The 17595-nt window shown below is 71.6% G+C and carries 12 protein-coding genes; 7 read left to right on the forward strand and 5 right to left on the reverse strand.

Annotation, left to right across the window (positions count from 1 at the left end):
- Nucleotides 1-77 precede the first annotated feature (77 nt).
- From WME85_RS20460 to WME85_RS20470, 3 genes are all read right to left on the reverse strand, one after another.
- Nucleotides 78-1352 carry a YncE family protein gene (locus WME85_RS20460; protein ID WP_437840382.1) on the reverse strand — a complete coding sequence of 425 codons (1275 nt, stop codon included), beginning with the start codon at nt 1350-1352 and terminating at the stop codon, nt 78-80.
- A 331-nt stretch (nt 1353-1683) separates the two neighbouring features.
- On the reverse strand, nt 1684-1854 hold the full coding sequence (locus WME85_RS20465) for a hypothetical protein (protein WP_437840383.1): 171 nt from the start codon (nt 1852-1854) through the stop codon (nt 1684-1686).
- Nucleotides 1851-2222 (reverse strand): hypothetical protein, encoded by a 372-nt coding sequence (locus WME85_RS20470; RefSeq protein ID WP_437840384.1) that lies wholly within the window; start codon nt 2220-2222, stop codon nt 1851-1853. The genes WME85_RS20465 and WME85_RS20470 overlap by 4 nt, the downstream gene beginning before the upstream one ends.
- A gap of 237 nt (nt 2223-2459) precedes the next feature.
- On the opposite strand from WME85_RS20470, the gene WME85_RS20475 reads away from it, so the two are divergent.
- The 4 genes from WME85_RS20475 (at nt 2460) to WME85_RS20490 (ending at nt 8731) form a co-directional block, all read left to right on the forward strand.
- Nucleotides 2460-2900 (forward strand): hypothetical protein, encoded by a 441-nt coding sequence (locus tag WME85_RS20475; RefSeq protein ID WP_437840385.1) that lies wholly within the window; start codon nt 2460-2462, stop codon nt 2898-2900.
- Nucleotides 2901-2956: 56 nt separating this feature from the next.
- Complete coding sequence (locus tag WME85_RS20480; protein ID WP_437840386.1) at nt 2957-3913, forward strand: hypothetical protein; 957 nt, start codon at nt 2957-2959, stop codon at nt 3911-3913.
- Between the two features lie 331 nt (nt 3914-4244).
- Nucleotides 4245-6539, forward strand: a complete 2295-nt coding sequence (locus WME85_RS20485) for a Kelch repeat-containing protein (protein WP_437840387.1) — start codon at nt 4245-4247, stop codon at nt 6537-6539.
- A gap of 5 nt (nt 6540-6544) precedes the next feature.
- Complete coding sequence (locus WME85_RS20490; RefSeq protein WP_437840388.1) at nt 6545-8731, forward strand: kelch repeat-containing protein; 2187 nt, start codon at nt 6545-6547, stop codon at nt 8729-8731.
- On the opposite strand, the gene WME85_RS20495 is transcribed toward WME85_RS20490, so the two are convergent.
- Both WME85_RS20495 and WME85_RS20500 read right to left on the reverse strand, forming a co-directional pair.
- Nucleotides 8728-9501, reverse strand: a complete 774-nt coding sequence (locus WME85_RS20495; protein ID WP_437840389.1) for a S1 family peptidase — start codon at nt 9499-9501, stop codon at nt 8728-8730. The two genes, WME85_RS20490 and WME85_RS20495, sit on opposite strands and share 4 nt — an antisense overlap.
- Nucleotides 9502-9864: 363 nt before the next feature.
- The gene (locus WME85_RS20500) at nt 9865-13878 is read right to left on the reverse strand and encodes a protein kinase domain-containing protein (RefSeq protein WP_437840390.1); all 4014 of its coding nucleotides are present in this window, start codon (nt 13876-13878) and stop codon (nt 9865-9867) included.
- 395 nt (nt 13879-14273) lie between these two features.
- On the opposite strand from WME85_RS20500, the gene minD reads away from it, so the two are divergent.
- From minD to WME85_RS20515, 3 genes are all read left to right on the forward strand, one after another.
- Nucleotides 14274-15101: a septum site-determining protein MinD gene (minD, locus tag WME85_RS20505; RefSeq protein ID WP_437311098.1), complete on the forward strand. Its 828-nt coding sequence runs from the start codon at nt 14274-14276 to the stop codon at nt 15099-15101.
- A gap of 11 nt (nt 15102-15112) precedes the next feature.
- Entirely contained in the window at nt 15113-15430 is a 318-nt protein-coding gene (minE, locus tag WME85_RS20510; RefSeq protein WP_437840391.1) for a cell division topological specificity factor MinE, read from the forward strand.
- A 492-nt stretch (nt 15431-15922) separates the two neighbouring features.
- Nucleotides 15923-17575, forward strand: a complete 1653-nt coding sequence (locus WME85_RS20515; RefSeq protein WP_437840392.1) for a right-handed parallel beta-helix repeat-containing protein — start codon at nt 15923-15925, stop codon at nt 17573-17575.
- Nucleotides 17576-17595 lie beyond the last annotated feature (20 nt).

Genomic DNA, 17595 nt, shown 5'->3' on the forward strand with positions numbered 1-17595 from the left:
GGCGCCAGGAGGCGGTTCGACCGCTCGTCCACGACCCAGAGCGGTGCTCCGCAGGCCGCGCTCGCCTGCGCGCACCCTCATCGCGCCCCCGCCGCGACGCGCGCGAACGCGTCGGGGAAGAGGCCCACCTCGGCCACGCTGAGCGTCTCCAGCGTCTTGGGATCGAGCCGGAGCACCTTGCCCGGCGTCACGGTCTGGTCGCCCTCGCAGACGATGAAGAGCCCGTGCTCCTCGTCGAGCTCCGCGAGGTGCGGCCTGAGGCACTCCTCGCTGATGTTCCGGGAGACGGCGGCGCTGTCGTCCGGGGTCGCGCCGATCCGCACGATCGTGCCGGGCACCTGCGTCGGTATATAGATGGCGCTCCCGTCCGGGGTCCACGCGCCGAAATAGGGCGCGCCGATCGTGAGGATCGTCCTGGACTCGTCGAACGTCTCCGACGCGACATCGAAGAAGCGCACCTCCCGGCTGTCGGTGTTGCTCACGGCGATGGTCTTCTGATCGGGCGACATCATGACGGCGTAGGGCCCGTAAGCCGACGCGTGGGCGTCGGACGGCAGGGGCGGCCCGACCGGGACGAGCTTCACCTCGGCGTCCGGGTCCGTCAGGTCGACGATCGCGAGGGCGTCGTCGCCATAACAGGCGACGTAGGCCCGGGCGCCGTCCGGCCGCGAGAGGGCGATCCCGTTCGCGGCCTTGCAGACCGGAATGAGCGTCGGCGCGGCCGAGCCCCGAGACAAGACAGCGTCGGGATCCACGACCGCGAGCGATGAGCGCGCCGCCGCGAGGTCCTCCGGGTTGTCGAGCGCGCGCTTGAGATCGAAATGAGAGACGACAACGCGCCCGCCGTCCTCCGAGATCACGATGTCGCCCGGGTTGGCCTCGACCCGCACCTGCCCCAAGGGGCGCAGGTCGTCGAGCGCGAGCTTCTGGACATAGCCAGCCACCGCGCTCCCGCCGTGCACCGCATGGGGGCCGACCGAGCCGGCGGTGTCAGGGTACGACAGCGCGATGTAGAGCGCGCCGCCCGCGGCGTCCACGGCCACGCGGTGAGGCCCGTCGATCGTCACGGGATCGCGGCCCACGGGGCGGACGCCGAACCGCTCCCCTGTCTCGAGCGCGATGAGGGAGATCGTGTCGGATAGGCTATCGGTCACCACGCCCATCCCACCTTCCGGAATCACGATCTCCGGACGGCGGTCCGGATAGGCGTCGCCCGCGTAGGCACCGTAGCGGTTTTCGATGATGGGATCGGGGTCGCTGCAGCTCGCGAGCGTCGCCGCCGCGAGCGCGCAACCCAGGAATCGCGCGATGACCATGGATGACCTCGAGACGAGCGCCGCCAGCCCCGGCACGCCGCATCCTAGAACACCGATCACGTTGAAACCCGGAGAAATTTCACAGGGAGGCGGGGAGGCGGGGAGGGAGAAAAAAAGTGAAGTTCTTTCTCCTGCCGTCTCTCGCCTCCCCGCCTCCCCGCCTCCCTGTGAAATTTCTGCTTTTTCTCGTGGTTTCAACCCGTTTGTCGCCCTAGCAGCCGCCCGCGCTGGACGCGGTTCGCCATCCGGTCTCGCGCCCTGGCGCCGAACATCGACACCGACTCTACCGCCTCGATGAACATTTCTTTGACAGGCGCTTTGCGTCGCCATGAGCGCTCTGGCGCTCGCTCGGAAGCGTGTTCCCGGCCTACTCGGCCGCGATCACGCATTGGACCGCGGGCTCGCCGTACTCGGCGCCGCCGGTGCGCACGAGGAGGTTCGGGAGGATCTCCGCCACGCCGGCGCCGTGGGTATGGCCGCAGAGGACCTCGATCCGCCGCTCCGGGTGCTGCTCTGGCCTGGCCCTCGACGCCTTCACGGCGACAGCCCTCCCGTCCCGTCTCTCTCCAGCGCGTCCGCCAGCGCGCAGCGCGCGAGCCCAACCTCCTTGGACTCCTCGCGCAGCATCCCGCCTTGCTCCGCGGCCCCTTTCACGCTGAGCAGCGTGCGGAGCTCGATCGCGTCCGGATTGGCGACGTGCTGCGCAACCCACGCCGATCGCTGCTGCCCGACGCTGATCGGATCCGCCTCTGCGTCGAGCCCGGCCAGCCTGTCCACGTCGCACATCATCGCGACGGCCTCGGGGAACGTCTGCCCGCTGGAGGGGGGCGCCTTCGCCTCGGAGGCGGGGCCGCAGGCGGGCAGGAGCTGGAGCACGAGCAGGGGGAAGAAGGCCTCGGTTCGCATGAAGCCTTCGACAAACGAGCAAGGCCCATGCTTTGCGACGTCGAGCTCGTTTTCGGTGACGGCACGCCCCCGGGCCGGCGCCGTGATTTCTCGTTGACATCACCGCGCCGCTTTGCTCTTCATTCTGCTGCCGCCCTTCTGAACCGGGCGGGACGTTGATGACCCCCGCATGCTCCAGGATCACCCTCTCGTGCGAATCGAGCGGCGCGTCGTGTCAGCGTAGCGTCCCTCGAGACGGTGGCGGTCTTGGCTCGCGGAGTTGAGCTGGATCGCTCGCGCTATCCGCTGGTCGTGATGCGAGCCGGCGAGCGCTACACCCAGGACGATTGGGACGCGCTGATGACGGGCATGATTCAGCTCATCGTCACGGGGCCGTTCGGTCTGATCAACGACACGCGCGGCAGCAGGATGCCGAACGCCGTGCAGCGGCGCGCCGTCGCGCAAATGTACGCCGACTACGAGCCCCAGACGCGCGCGCACCTGCTCGCGTCCGGCATCGTGGGCGATTCCAGCCTGGTGAACGGCATCCTGACCGCGCTCAACTGGCTGAAGCCACCGCCGCACCCGGTCAAGGTCTTCTCGTCCGTCACCGACGCGGAGCGCTGGGTGCTCCAGCATTTCAGCCTCGATCTCCGCCGACAGGCCCTGGCGCAGGGCGTCCAGCGCAGCGTCGGCTGACCCGCCGGCATGCGAGCAAGTTGGACGCTCGCATGACCTCATGTAAGCTCGCGAGCATGCGTGGAAGATGCGTCGCGGTCCTCGTCTGTGCCCTGGCTGCCTGTTCGGAGTCGCCGACGGACGACAGCGCGGGCGGCGGTGGCACGGGGCCAGCGGGCAGCGGCGGCTCGAGCAGCACCGCGGAGACCAGCTCGAGCGCGGCAGAAGGCCCGACGTCCAGCTCCGCGACAGGCAGCGGGGGCGGCGGCGGCGAGGGCGGGGACGGCGGTGGCGGGACCGGGGGCGGGGAGCCCGAGAGCGCGTGCGCCAGCGTCTCGGACGTGCCGTCCGAGCTGGGACTCGACCCTTTCTACAAGAAGTACATCGACGCCGCGGGGATCCCCATCATCAGCTCCGAGAAGACGCCGGACGCGGCGCTGCTGCGCGCGTGCTCGGTCGTCCTCCGCATGCTCGGCCACCGCGACGACGTGCGTCAGGCGATGATCGCGAACCACACGCGGGTCGCCGTGATGGCGGAGACGGAGGTGACAACCGACATCCCCGAGCACAGCGACCTTTACGAGGCGTTCCCGGGGACGGACTGGGACACGCGGGCCCGCGGCCTCGGCGCGACCCCCGCCCGGCCGGCGAGCTCCTGCGCCGAGGAGAACGTCCTCTGTTACCCGAGCGATCCGTACCTCGGCGAGGACATCCTGGTGCACGAGTTCTCGCACGCCATCGCGATCATGGGCATCGCGTTCGCCGAGCCGACCTTCGACCGAGAGCTCGAGGACGTGTTCGAGGGCGCGATCCAGGCCGGAAAATGGGCGGACACCTACGCCGCGACGAACAAGGACGAATACTGGGCCGAGGGGGTCCAGGACTGGTTCGACACCAACATCGAGTCGATCCCGGGGAACGGGATCCACAACGAGATCAACACCCGGGCCGAGTTGCGCGACTACGATCGCCCGCTGCACGATCTCATCGCCAGGTACTTCCCCGACGACGCATGGCGACCGACCTGCCCCTGAGCAGCGGACACCGCGCGACGCATCGAAGGAGCCGTCTTCACTCCCCAGTCAGCGGAGGACGGGACAGGGCTGGCGAGACACGCCGGCTTGACGCTGGTGTACCGCTCGCCGGGGCAACACGCGCGGCGCCCTCTCGGGCCGCGGACCGCGCAGCAGGCGGAGCTGGCTGCGGAAGGCGAGCTCGACGCCAGCCGGCGTCGGGGGCCGGCGCCGGAGTCGTGCGACGCCGACGGGGAGCTGGGCGGACCGGAGCGAGGCTACTCTACTCGGCGCCACGAGACCCGCAATGCACGCACCCTCGTCAAGACGTTCGCCCGCAGCGCTGTCACCGTTGATCGCCGCCGCGCTGCTCCTCGGCGGCTGTGGAGCAGAGCCGGAGGACACCTCGGCCGCGGCGCTGCGCCTGCGCTTCCCGGACCACGCGGACACCGTGCTGTCGGCGCGCGAGGCGTTCGCTCCGGCGGCGGATGGGTTCCGCCTGGAAGCGACCGCGACGGGTGGGGCCTGGGTGCAGGCTGCGCGGCCGGAGGTGGTGCTGCCGCACGACGGGAGCGGCGCGGTCCGGTTCCGGCGCGCCGGCGGCGGCGAGATCCGGGTGCGGGAGCTCGGCGCCGCGGGCGAGGGCCGGATGGCAGAGCGCGCGGTGAGCTACCGGCGCGCGGGCGGGACGTCGTACTGGACGGCGACCGAGGGGGGCGTGGAGGAGTGGCTGCTGCTCGAGGAAGGTGGCGAGGCGGCGGCGGCGTGGCAGGTGGAGGGCGCTGTGCTGCGCGAGCGCGGCGCGGCGGTGGAGCTGGTGGACGAGGAGAGCGGCGCGCCGGTGATGCGCGTGACGGCGCCGCGGGCCCACGCGGCGTCGGGGCGGCCGGTGGCCCTCGCGCTCAGGGCGCGCGGGTCGCGGATCGAGCTGTCGATCGACATGGGCGACGCGGGCGGCGAGGCGGTGCTCGCCGACCCGGTGTGGGAGTCGACCAGTCGCATGAACGTGCCGCGCAGCGGGCACACGGCGACGCTGCTCCCGTCCGGCAAGGTCTTGCTGACGGGCGGAATGGTGTTCAATGACGATGTCCAGGCCAGCGCGGAGGTGTACGACCCGGTGCGGGATACGTGGACCCCCGCGGCCTCGATGAGCGTCCCCCGCCATTTGCACACTGCGACGTTGCTGCCCAGCGGTAAGGTCCTGATCGTGGGCGGATGCAGGGACGACGTGCTGGCGGGCGAATGCGTGACGGACGACCCGCAATCCATCCATGCCAGCGCGGAGCTGTATGACCCGACGGTGGATGCCTGGACCGCCGCGGCCCCCATGGGGGGCGCGCGCTTCAGGCACACCGCGACGTGGTTGCCGACGAGCGGCGAGGTCCTGGTGGTGGGCGGAGTGCTCGAGGACTCCGGTGTCACCGGCGCGGAGCTGTACGACCCGGTGATGGATTCCTGGACCCACACGGACTCGATGTTCAATTCTCTCCGCTACGCGCACACCGCGACGTGGTTGCCCACGACCAGCCAGGTCCTGGTGGCGGGCGGGGGCGACCGCTACGCGGCTGGCGCGGGCTTCGGCGACGTCTATCGCGACCCAGAGCTGTACGACCCGGCGACCGGCTCCTGGACGTTCACGGAATTCATGAGCGCCGCGCGTTGCAATCACACCGCCACGTGGTTGCCGAGCAGCGGCCAGGTCCTGGTCACGGGCGGCGGAAACGCCGGCAATGCCACCGGGAGCGCAGAGCTGTACGACCCTGCGGCCGGCACCTGGACCGACGCGGCTTCCATGAGCGCCCGGCGCACGCTGCACACGGCGACGCTGCTGCCGGACGACAAGGTCCTGGTGTCAGGAGGCAAAGGCCCCTCCACCGCCTCCAACAGCGCGGAGCTGTACGACCCCGAGGCCAACGCATGGACCGTCACGGCCACCATGCGCGTCGGGCACGCAGCGCATACCGCGACGCTGTTGCTGAACGACCAGGTGCTCGTGGCCGGCGCTTCCAAGCTCGCCGAGCGGTATCATGCGAGCCTCGGCGCCGCGTGCACGTCGGACGACGACTGCGAGCACTCCGTCTGTGTGGACGGCGTTTGCTGCAGCTCGCGGTGCACCGAGCCCTGTCATACCTGCGTCCGGAGCGAACATCTCGGCTACTGCGTGCCCCAGCCGAACGGCTCGGATCTCCGCGATGAATGTGCGCGGGACGGCTGTGATGGCGCGTGCGACGGGTTCGGATCCTGCGTCGCGATCCCCGAGGGCGCCGCGTGCATCCCGGGTGAATGCACCGATGAGACGCACAGCCTGGAGCCCATCCGCTGCCCCGCGGACGGGGCCACCTGCCCGGCGTCGGCCGGCCAGACCAGGGAGCCGGTGGACTGCGCGCCCTACCGCTGCAACGCGGTCGACGGCACCTGCAGGACGGAGTGCGGCTCGCTGCAGGACTGCGCGCCGGGCTTCGCCTGCGCGTTTTCAGGCCAGTGCACCGCTCCCGCGCCCGCCGCGAGCCGCGGCTGTGGCGTCACGCCAGCCGCCGCGGAGCTCACCTTCGACCAAGGATTGTTGGGCGCCCTGCTCCTGGCGCTCCTCGCGATGGGCAAGCGCAGGTCATGGGTGTGTCGGGCGAAACCAGCAAGAGAGCCGTAGAACTCATGACGACCCTGCGCGGCTTGCTCCAGCGCGTCCTGTTGCGCGCTGCCCCCCTGATCGGGGCCTCGTCGCTGCTCTCCGGCTGCGCCGCGGCGCCGGAGCCGCCCGGGGCCGCCGCCCTGCACCGGATGTTTCCGGAGCAGGCCTCCCTGGTGCTCCTGGCGCGCGAGGCGTTCGTCTCCGATGCGGAGGGCTTTCACCTGCACGCCGCAGCGACGAGCGGGAGAGCCCGGCGGCTCCACGTGGTGCTTCCCCGCGAGGGCAGCGAGCCCATCCGGTTCCGCACGCCGGAGGGCACCGAGGTGCTGGTGCGGGAGCTCGGGGCCCTGGGCGAGAGCGCCCCGGTGGAATGGGCTGTGGCGTACGCGCGGGTGGGTGGGACGTCGTTCTGGACCGCGACCGAGCACGGCGTGGAGGAGTGGTTGCTGCTCGAGGCAGGCATCGCGCGCGGCGAGGAAGCCGTCGCGGCGTGGGAGGTGGAGGGAGCGACGCTGCGCGCGCGCGGCGCCGCGGTGGAGGTCGTGGACGAGCAGAGCGGGGCGGCCGTGCTGCGCGTCACGGCGCCGCGCGCCTATGCGGCGTCGGGGCGGCTCGTGGCCGCGACGCTGACGGCGCGGGGGGCGCGCATCGAGCTCTCGATCGACGCGGGCGGCGAGGCGGTGCTGGTCGATCCCGCGTGGGCGCCGGCCGGCGTCATGAATGAGCCGCGCATGTTGCACACCGCGAGTCTGTTGCAGAGCGGCCAGGTGCTGGTCGCGGGCGGAGTAGCGTCCGGCGCCCTCGACAGCGCAGAGCTGTACGACCCTGCGACCGACGCCTGGACCCTCGCGGCGCGCATGGGCGCCCCGCGCGTCTTGCACACCTCGACGCTGCTGCAGAGTGGCCAGGTCCTGGTCGCTGGCGGCCTGGATGACGTCTCCTCTCTGGACCCGGTCTATATGAATAGTGCGGAGCTGTACGACCCCGCGGCCGACACCTGGACGCCCGCGGGCGAGATGATGGAGGCACGGGGCAGGTTCACGGCGACGCTGCTTCCGAGCGGGATGGTCCTCATGGCAGGCGGCACCAATTTCGACTCGTTGCTCAAAACCGCGGAGCTGTTCGATCCCACGACCGGCGCCTGGACCGCCACGGGCAGCATGGCGCAGGTGCGCGCAGGTCATACCGCGACGCTGCTGCCGAGCGGGCTGGTCCTCGTGGCGGGCGGAGACATGGAGGGCCCCGTGCTCGACAGCGCCGAGCTGTACGATCCAGCGACCGACAGGTGGACCGCCGCGGCCAGGATGGTTCACGCGCACAAGGGGCACACCGCGACGCTGCTGCCGAGCGGCCATGTCCTGGTGACCGGCGGCGGTGAGGACAATTCGAGCGTCGCCATCGACATCGCGGAGCTGTACGATCCAGCGTCCGGCACCTGGACCGTCACGGACTCGATGAGCTATCCGCGCCGTTCGCAAACGGCGACGCTGTTGCCGAGCGGCCACGTCCTGGTGGCGGGCGGGTACAACGCGAATGTCTCTCTCGAGACCGCGGAGCTCTATGACCCCGACACCGGGACCTTTACCGACACGAGCTCGATGGCGCTCCCGCGCGCCTTTCATACCGCGACGCTGCTGCCGACCGGCGAGGTCCTGCTGGCGGGTGGCAGCGAGCTGACATCAGAGCGCTTCGGCATTGCTCGGGGACAGTTGTGCCCAGACCCCGCGGCCGTATGCCTCTTCGGCGACGTATGCGTCGACGGGATCTGCTGCGACGCGCCCTGCCCCTGCGGCGCATGCAGCTCCGCGGGCCACTGCGGCCCCGGAGGCAGTCCGGTGAAGGCCGGCAGCGAATGTGCGCCCCCGAGGTGCGACGGTGAGACCCACAGCCTGCTGCCGGCGCTGTGCACTGCGGCGTCCTCCACCTGTCCTGAGCAGGAGCGCGTCGCCTGCATCGCCTACCGGTGCGATCCGGAGCGCGGCACCTGCAGGTCGGAGTGCGCCTCGCTCGACGACTGCGCGCTGGGGTTCGTCTGCAACCTGCGAGGCCACTGCGTATTGCCTCCGTCGGCCGCGCCGGGCGCTGCCGGCGCCTGCAGCGCCGCACCGGGCCGTCCCTCCTCCTCGGCCGCGTACGCCGCCGGTGTGGCGCTCGTCGCGCTCGCCGCCGCGCGCAGGCGGCGCCCGCTCGGCCGCCGCCGCTCCTGCTAGGGCGCGCCGACGAACTGGTCGATGAAGTCGAGGTAGAGGTCGACCCGTGTATCCCAGCCGTCCGCGCAGATGGTGGTGTTGTTCGAGGTGCCGAACGACGTGACACCGACGATGGTGGAGACGCCGTTCACATCCATCAGCGCGGGCCCGCCCGAGTCTCCCTGGCACGTGTGGTGGGCCGCGTCGCCGAGGCCGAGCAGGAGCGGGGTGACGGTGTTGACGGTGGTGGACACGTGGCGCTTGACGCCGTCCCACCCCTCGTCGTCAGCGCCGAAGCCGATCAGCCGGACCGGCTCGCCGACGATGGCCTGGGTCATCGGCGCGCGGTTGTAAGGCAGCGGCTGGACGGAGACGGGCTCCTCGAGGATGGCCACCGCGATATCGTGCCCCGCGCTGATGTTCGAGCCGTCGTACGCGGGGTCGAAATGGGTCTCGGTCACGTTCACCCAGGTCCCTTCCTCACTCAGGGCGTCGGTGCCGAAGAAGGCCCTTATCGTCGCGCCGTTCACCTGCGAGGGCTGCACGCAGTGGGCTGCAGTCAGGAGCACCGTCGGGGCGATGACCGAAGCGGTGCAGTGGTTGATACTGAAGTCGTCTCCTCGCGGTCGGCTCACCTGCAGCCGCACCACGGCCGGGTCGCCCTCGTCGATGGTGCCTCCGATGATGCTCGCGGGCGCGGCGTCCGTGTCGCTCGTGGGCAGTTCGTCCACCTCTCCCGCGCACGCCGAAAGGAACGATGCCGCCAACAAGAAAATGATGCCTGTCTTCATGATAAGCTCCGTCGCGTTGTGTCGTCGTGTCGTCGAGGTCATTGAGCGGGCCCCAGGAATGGGCGCGAGCTGCCCCCGAGCGCTCCCGGGGACCGGAAACGACGCTCCTGCGGTAGCTGCGGCCTCGATCCTCGAGGCGCGGATGGGTCCTGCGTCGCCGCTCGACCGTCACCTGGTGGATGCCGGCAACTCGGTCGTCCTTCGCTCGAACCGCACCCGAGCGACGTTGTCGGATTGTGCGCGACCCCCCATCACGGCGATCGAACCAGAGCAGAAGACTCCAGCGACCACTCATCGCCGAGCCCGCCCGCCAGACGAAGCGCAGAGCTCTCGGTGCGCCACCGCCCCGCGCGACGGCGCGGCTCAGCGAGCCTCTCGCCCGTCGCTCTCCCCCAGCCACGCGCGGGCCAGCTCGATCGTGCGGGCGTTCTCGGGCACGTTCTCGAGGAAGCACGCGCGCCACGCGCGGTTCGCGATCCTCGCGGCGCGCTCCAGCAGCCGGTCGCGGCCGAGCGCGATCGCGGCGCGCGCCCCGGGCGCGTCGCCCGCGGCCTGGAGCGCCTCCGCGTGCACCAGGTAGACGAGCGACTCGCCCGTCTCGAGGTGGCCCAGCGACGCCACGACGGCAGCGGCGAGCTCCGCGGCGCGCTGCGCGAGCCCGAGCGCCTCGCCGGCGCGCCCTTGCGCGAGCAGCACGTTCGCGAGCGTCGCGAGCACGCAGGGCGCCAGCGGCGGGAGGTCGGCGAGGAGCTCGCACGCCCGGCGCGCCTCGGCCTCGGCCGCGGCGAGGTCCCCGGCGAGGCGGTAGGCCTCGGTCAGGTAGATGTACGTGCCCCCCTCGAGCCGCCGCTGTCCGGCGGCCACGAAGTGCCGGCGCGCGTCGACCTCCAGCGCGCGCGCCTCCTCGAGGGCGCCGAGGTGGAGGAGCGCGCGGCCGAGGTTCTCCTTCGCGTGCGCCACCGTGTTGGCGAGCGCCAGGCGCTCGGCGTCGGCCAGCGCGGCGCGGATCAGGACCGCGGCCTCGGCATACGCGCCGAGCTCGTTGCAGAGGTGCCCGGCGTTGCTGCGCGAGCTGCAGGCCATGCGCGCGTCGCCCGCCTGCGAGAAGCGCTGCGCCGCCGCCTCGCAGCGCTCCCGGGCGGTGCCGAGATCCCCCGCCAGGATCGCCCGGTGCACCCCGAGGCGCAGGACCGCCGCGCTCACGGCCGGATCGGCCTGAAACCGCTCGGCCACCGCGTCGATCCGCCGGCACAGCGCCGCCGCGTCCTCGCACTCGCCCCGCAGGACCAGGAGCCCGCTCGCCGCCTGCGCCATCACGATGACCTCGGGCCCGCGCGCCGCGCGCTCCGACCAGCGCTCGCACAGCGCCCTGGCCAGCCCCGTCGCCGTCTCCTCGTGGCCGAGCGGGCACGCCGCCAGCGCGACCAGGTTCGCGGCGCGGTACCAGCGGATGCTCCCCTCGGGCAGCGCCGCCATCGCCGCGACCGCGTGCTGCTCGGCCGAGGCGAAGTCCCCGCGGTATCGGTGCGCCTCCGCCTGGATCGTCGCGATCTCCCCGAGCTCCTCGCCGGCCGCGCCGCACGCGACCGCGCGCTCGGCGCGCTCGATCGCGGCCGCGTAGTCGTTCCCGCCGAGCGCCTGCTCGGCCGCCCGCCGGTAGCAGTTGATGGCGCGCTCGCGCTCCTCGCCGAGCTCGAAGTGCGTGGCGAGCACCATCGCGTCGGTCTCGCCGGCCTGCGCGAGCCACGCGCCCGCGAGGCGGTGGCCGAGCGAGCGATCGTCGTCCGTCAGCATCTCGTACGCCGCGTCGCGCAGGAGCGCGTGGCGGAAGACGTACTCGACCTCGTCGTGGAACTTCGCTTCCGGCCGGCGCGTGACGAGCTCGCGCTGCTCGAGGTCCGCGAGGCAGGCGTCGAGCTCGGGCTCGTCCACCGGCGCGCCGAGCAGCGCCTTCGCCGCGCCGCGCCAGAACACCTCACCGAAGATGCTGCCGGCGCGCAGCAGGCGCCGCGCCTCCGGGACGAGCCCCGCGAGGCGCGCCTGCGTCATCGCGAGCACCGTCTCGGGGACGCCGTCAGGGCGGCCTTCCATCGCCGCGCGCACGAGCTCTTCGAGGAAGAAGGCGTTGCCCGCGGAGCGCCCCACGAGCTCCGCGACGACGGCGGGCGGCGTGGCCGGGCCGAGCGCCTCGAGCACGAGCCGCTCGCACGCCTTGCGCGACAGCTCCTTCAGCCGGAGCTCGGTGGGCGCGCGCGCCTCCCACAGCGCCGGGAACGCCTTGTGGACCTCGGGGCGCGCGAGCGCCAGCACCATCAGCCGCTGGTCGTCGAGGAGCCGGAGCGCCGCGTCGACGAACTCCACCGTGGGCCGGTCGCCCCAGTGGAGGTCCTCGAGGACGAGCAGCACCGGCCGGGCGGCGCACTCGGCGCGGGCGAACTCCACCCACGCCCACTGCATCTGGTCGCCCATGCGCTTCGCGTCCTGCCGCGCCGCCTGGAGCAGCACGCTGTCGTCGTCCGGGAAGGGCGTGCCCACCATCTCCCCGAGGAACTCGGCGACCGGCCGCCGGAGGGGCTCCGGCACGTGCGCCGCGACGCGCGCGGCGAGCTTCCGCTGCCGCGCCTCGAGCGGCTCGCCGTCGAGCAGCCGCGCGGCGCGCCGGACGATCTGGCCCAGCATCCCGAACGGGGCGCCCACGCGCATCGAGTCGCCCTGCGCCCTCCAGATCTCGACGGGCTCCGCCCGCGCGCCGAGGCGCCGTACGAGCTCGTGGCGCAGGCGCGACTTGCCCACGCCGGCGCCGGCGGTGACCAGCACCGCGCGCGCCGCGGAGTCCCCGGCGCACTCGTCGAAGGTCGCCTCGAGGAGGAGCAGCTCGCGCTCGCGGCCCACGCACGTCGTCGGCTTGCCGAGCAGCTTGCGGGCCTCGTCGGCGGGCTCGTTCTCGCCGACGAGGACGAGCCCGTCGTCGGCGCCGCGCGCGATCTCGAACCTGTCGCTCAGCAGGGCCGCGGTCATCGGGTCGAGCAGGATCGGCGGGGCGCCGTCGGCCGGGCCTTCCGCGCGGCCCTCGCGGCTCGTGCGGCCCTCCAGCAACGCGCTGGCGCGGTCGATGACCTGCTCCATCGGCTGCATCCGCTCGATCTCGTCCCAGCCCGTCGAGAGGGCCACGCGCGCGCTCGGCAGGAGCCCGCGCAGCGCCAGGGCGCAGCGCGCGGCGCTCGTGGCGAGCTCGGTGGGCGAGCCGGCGCCCGGGACGACCGCCGCGAGGGAGCCGTCGCCGAGCAGCTCGAGCTGCGCGCCGTGCCGCGTCACGACCTGCCGGAGCGCCTGCGCGGTCAGCCCCACGCCGTCGAGCGCGCGCGCGTCGTCCGCGTCGCGCGCGTCGCGTGCGTCAGCTAGAGGCGCGGTGCGGTCGCGCAGCAGGTCCGCGGCGAGCAGGCCGCGCCCGACGTCGCCCACGTTGGCCGCGAGGATCACGCTGGCGACGCGCCGCTCGCGGCCGGTGAGCGCGGCCGACGAGACCGGCGCGCTCGACGAGGCGGGCCCGGCGACCTTGGCCTCCAGCGCGCGCAGCGCCTCGGCGACGGCGACGGCGCTGCTGGGCCGCGCGGCGGGCTTCTTGGCGAGCAGCCGCGCCACGAACGCGTCGAGCGCCGCGGGCAGCCCCGGGCAGCGCGAGCTCGGCAGCGGCGCCTCGTCGAACACCACCTTGGCGAGCGTGGCGACGAGCTGCGCGGCGGCGAACGGCGGCCGGCCGGTCAGGCACGCGAAGAGGACGCACCCGAGCGAGTAAAGATCGGCGCGCGGGTCGATCTCCTGCTCGCCGGTGACCTGCTCGGGCGGCATGAACGACGGGGTCCCCAGCGTCTGGCCGGCGCGCGTGAGCGCGTACGTCGCGTCGTGGAGGTGCGCGAGGCCGAAGTCGACGATCTTGACCTGATCGAGGTCGCCCTGCGGGAGGAAGAGGTTCTGCGGCTTGATGTCGCGGTGGATGACGCCCTGCGCGTGCGCGACGGCGAGCCCGTCGGCGACCGTGGCCGCGAGCCGGAGCGCCGCGGCCGGCTCCAGCGGGCCGCGGCCGAGCCGCGCCGCGAGGTCCTCCCCCTCGAGCCACTCCATGACGAGGTAGGGCTCGCCGTCCGGCATCACGCCGTGGTCGATGTACCGGACGATGTGCGGGTGGTTCAGCGCGGCGAGCGCGCGCGCCTCGCGGGCGAACCGGCTGCGCGCCTCGTCGCTCGGATCCCTCAGGACCTTGATGGCCGCCGGCTCCCCGGTCGCGAGGCGCCGCGCGAGGTAGACGGTCCCGAGGGAGCCCGCCCCCGCCCGCCGCTCCACCACGTGATGCGGTCCGATCCGCTGCCCCGGCGTCATGCGCGCCGCAGTATCGCATGGCGGCGCTCGCCGCCGTTCTGGCGCTCACCGGCACGGCGGTCGCGCGGATCGGCCGAACCAGCGATGGACCGTCTCCACCCTCGGGGAGCCGCGGTTCGCGCGCGTCGCTCATCGTCGATCGCGGTTACCTACATGTAGGTAACTTGGATCCGTTTCTCGCACCGGATTAAGCTCTCAAGTTTCGCTGCGAAAAAGTTGTTCGTTCGGTTCGCGATGACGTACCCAGTCGAGCGCGTCCCCGGCCTCAATGGAATCGGGTGGGCGCCGAGCTCCCATCACGTCGACGGCGCCGACTGGACGCCGGGAGGACGGGCATCCGAGCGGGCTCGGCCGTCGGACAGCCACGTCTTTCGAACCATCTAAGGAGGTTTCTGGTGTCAAAGGTAGTCGTCGTCACCTCGGGCAAGGGCGGAGTCGGCAAGACCACCACGACCGCAAACCTCGCGTCCGGTATCGCGGCTCTCGGCTACAAGACGATCGCCATCGATTTCGATGTGGGCCTGCGCAACCTCGACCTCGTGATGGGGTGCGAGCGCCGGGTGGTCTACGATCTCGTCAACGTGATCCGCGGCGAGGCGACGCTCCGCCAGGCGGTGATCAAGGACAAGCGCATCGAGACCCTCTATGTGCTCCCCGCGTCGCAGACGCGGGACAAGGACGCCCTCACGCTCGACGGCGTTGGGCGCATCCTCGACGAGCTGCGCGCCGCTGGATTCGAGTACATCTTCTGCGACTCGCCGGCGGGCATCGAGTGGGGCGCGCAGATGGCGATGTACTTCGCGGACGAGGCGATCGTGGTGACGAACCCCGAGGTCTCCTCGGTGCGGGACTCGGACCGCGTGCTCGGCCTGCTCGACGCGAAGACGCGCCGGGCGGAGCTCGGCGAGGAGGCGGTGAAGACGCACCTCCTGCTCACGCGGTACGCGCCGGCGCGCGTGGCCAAGGGCGAGATGCTGGCGCACCAGGACGTGCTGGAGCTCCTCGGCATCCCGCTGCTCGGCGTGATCCCGGAGTCGACGGCGGTGCTCCAGGCGTCGAACGCCGGGACGCCCGTGGTGCTCGACCCGACGAGCGACGCGGCGCAGGCCTACCTCGACGTGGTCCAGCGCTTCCTCGGCGAGGAGCGCCCGCACCGCTTCCTGGAGCCTGCCAAGAAGGGGTTCTTCAGCCGGATTTTCGGCGGCCAGGCGGCGACCGCCTAGGGAGATCTGCCATGTCGATCATGGATTATTTCCGGAGGACGCAGCCGAAGTCTGCGGCCGTGGCGAAGGAGCGTCTGCAGATCATCGTGGCGCGCGAGCGCGTGCGCCCGACCGGCGAGCCCGACTATCTGCCGCGGCTGAAGCAGGAGCTGCTCCAGGTCATCTCGAAATACGAGCGGATCGACCTGGATCAGGTGAGCGTGAACGTGGAGCGGAGCGGCGACTGCGACGTGCTCGAGCTGAACGTCGTCCTCTCCGAGTCGGAGAAGGCGGCGGTGCGCGCCGCCGCGGCGACCCGGACGAGCGCCCCGGCCGCGCGAAACTGCTAGCCAGTCGGTCAGGCCGGGGTCGACCCCCCGGCCCCCCCGCAGAGCCGGACGTGCGGAATACCCGCATCCGGCTCTTCGGGGCACGGGTTCGTCACGAGCGGGCCAGCCGCCCGATCCCCTCGTGAGCGACCCGGGCCCCTCCTGATCCCCGAGGACGACGGCGCGGCAGCGCGTCGACAGCGTCGAGGTCGTCGACCGGGCCGCGCGCTGCGGCTCTCCGCGACCGCGCCGAGCGCGTCGCACGCGTCATCGCGGCGATAGCTTCCTTCCTCATCGAACAAATACCTTCCGGCGCGATCGTTCCGGCCTTCCGCCACCGAAAAAGGCGAGTGGACGCCGCGGAGTGGTGACCGAAAGCCAGCACCTGATCACACATACTGGTCGGGCTTGCCCGGCGGGAAGTGGGCCGGATTCAGACCCGATCCGTCGAGCCAGCCCGGTCTCTTGCATGTGCCGATCATCTCCGGACCCGGAATCAGCGAGGCCACACCGATGAGCATCAATCGAAAGAAGTCTCTGGCAGCGACGTCGACGACCGCGGGCCTCCTCGTGCTGCTGGCGGCCGGAACCGCGCGCGCGGCGGAGTACTATGTGGCGCCGGACGGCAGCGACTCCGATCGCGGGAACATGGACCAGCCGTTCGCCACCCTCTCCAAGGCGAACAGCGCCGCCGCCGCCGGTGACACCATCTGGGTGCGCGGCGGCACGTACTACATCACGACCCAGCTCGTCCTTTCGAGGAGCGGCACCTCGGACACGAGCCGCACGAAGATCTGGGCCTACCCAGGTGAGAAGCCGGTGCTCGATGCGTCGAGGTACGTCACCAGCAACCGGGCCGTCGACGTGCCGGTGGTCCTGGTGACCGGAAGCTGGATGCACCTTCGAGGGCTCGAGATCGCCAACGCCAAGGTGGGCAGCAGCGGCGACCACTCGTACTCGCTGCTCCGCACCAAGAGCTCCAGCAACAACACATTCGAGCTGCTCCACCTCCATCATGGCTTCGGGCCCGGCCTGTTCATCGATACAGGCACCGGCGGCAACCTCGTCCTCAACTGCGATTCGCACGACAACTACGACCAGAACGGCAGCCAGGGCGACGGCCAGAACGGAGACGGCTTCGGGGTCCACTACCAGACGACGGGCCCCAGCACGATCATCCGGGGATGCCGCGCGTGGAACAACTCGGACGATGGCTACGACTACATCTCGCATGAGGTGCCGGTCATCACCGAGGGCAGCTTCGCCATGTCGAACGGCCGGGGCAGCGAGGGCAACGGCAACGGGTTCAAGGTCGGCAGCAGCAAGACGGGCATCCGGCATATCGTGCGGAACAACGTGGCCTGGAAGAACAAGGCCGCGGGCTTCTACGCGAACCATTCGTCGGGCGGCAACACCTGGCTCAACAACACCGCGTACAAGAATGGAACCCAGTACAACATGCTGGCGAGCCCGCCCGACGACAGCAGCCAGACGATCATCTTGACCGGAGAGCTCGCGCACGTCATGCGGAACAACATCGGCTTCCCGAACAAGAACTCGAACATGGGAGGCGTCGATACAGCGTTCAACACCTGGGACCTGAACATCACGGAGACCAGCTCGGCCTTCGAGAGCACGTCCGACGACGGTTGCACCGGACCCCGCGACGCCGACGGCAGCATCCCCTCCGCGTGCGTGTTCATGAAGCTCAAGGCTGGGAGCGCTTTGATCGACGAAGGCACGGACGTGGGGCTTCCGTTCGTCGGATCGGCGCCGGACCTCGGCGCTTACGAGCTCGGCGCCGGACCCGCCGCAGGGACCGGTGGCTCGGGCGCCGGGGGCGGCGGCGTGGGCGGCACGGCAGCCGATGGAAGCGGAGGCGGCGAGTCCGGCGGCGCGAGCGACACCGGCGGTGGAATGGGCGCGGCCGGCGGCGCTGGCCAGGGTGGCGCTGTGGGTATCGGCGGCTTCCCGGAGAGCGGCGGCGCCACGGGCGGCACGGACGGCCCCGCCGGAGCCGCAGGGGCCTCCGACGATGACGGCTCCGCGGCGGGCTGCGCTTGCGCCGTCAACTCCGAAGACGCCACCGCCGGTCTCGGCGGGTTCGCATTTCTCGCCCTTGCCTCCGTATTCGCCGCGCGCTCGAGCAGGAGCCGCGCCAGGTGATCTCGGAATACGAGCGAACC

The organism is Sorangium sp. So ce1153 (assembly GCF_051521595.1).
In the GTDB taxonomy this organism is placed as follows: Bacteria; Myxococcota_A; Polyangia; order Polyangiales; family Polyangiaceae; genus Sorangium.

Bases quoted from the DNA above. Each gene is read 5' to 3' on its own strand.
- WME85_RS20495 (WP_437840389.1), bottom strand. From the start codon at position 9,501: ATGAAGACAGGCATCATTTTCTTGTTGGCGGCATCGTTCCTTTCGGCG.
- WME85_RS20515 (WP_437840392.1), top strand. From the start codon at position 15,923: ATGAGCATCAATCGAAAGAAGTCTCTGGCAGCGACGTCGACGACCGCG.
- WME85_RS20480 (WP_437840386.1), top strand. From the start codon at position 2,957: ATGCGTGGAAGATGCGTCGCGGTCCTCGTCTGTGCCCTGGCTGCCTGT.
- WME85_RS20490 (WP_437840388.1), top strand. From the start codon at position 6,545: ATGACGACCCTGCGCGGCTTGCTCCAGCGCGTCCTGTTGCGCGCTGCC.
- WME85_RS20470 (WP_437840384.1), bottom strand. From the start codon at position 2,222: ATGCGAACCGAGGCCTTCTTCCCCCTGCTCGTGCTCCAGCTCCTGCCC.
- WME85_RS20500 (WP_437840390.1), bottom strand. From the start codon at position 13,878: ATGACGCCGGGGCAGCGGATCGGACCGCATCACGTGGTGGAGCGGCGG.
- minE (WP_437840391.1), top strand. From the start codon at position 15,113: ATGTCGATCATGGATTATTTCCGGAGGACGCAGCCGAAGTCTGCGGCC.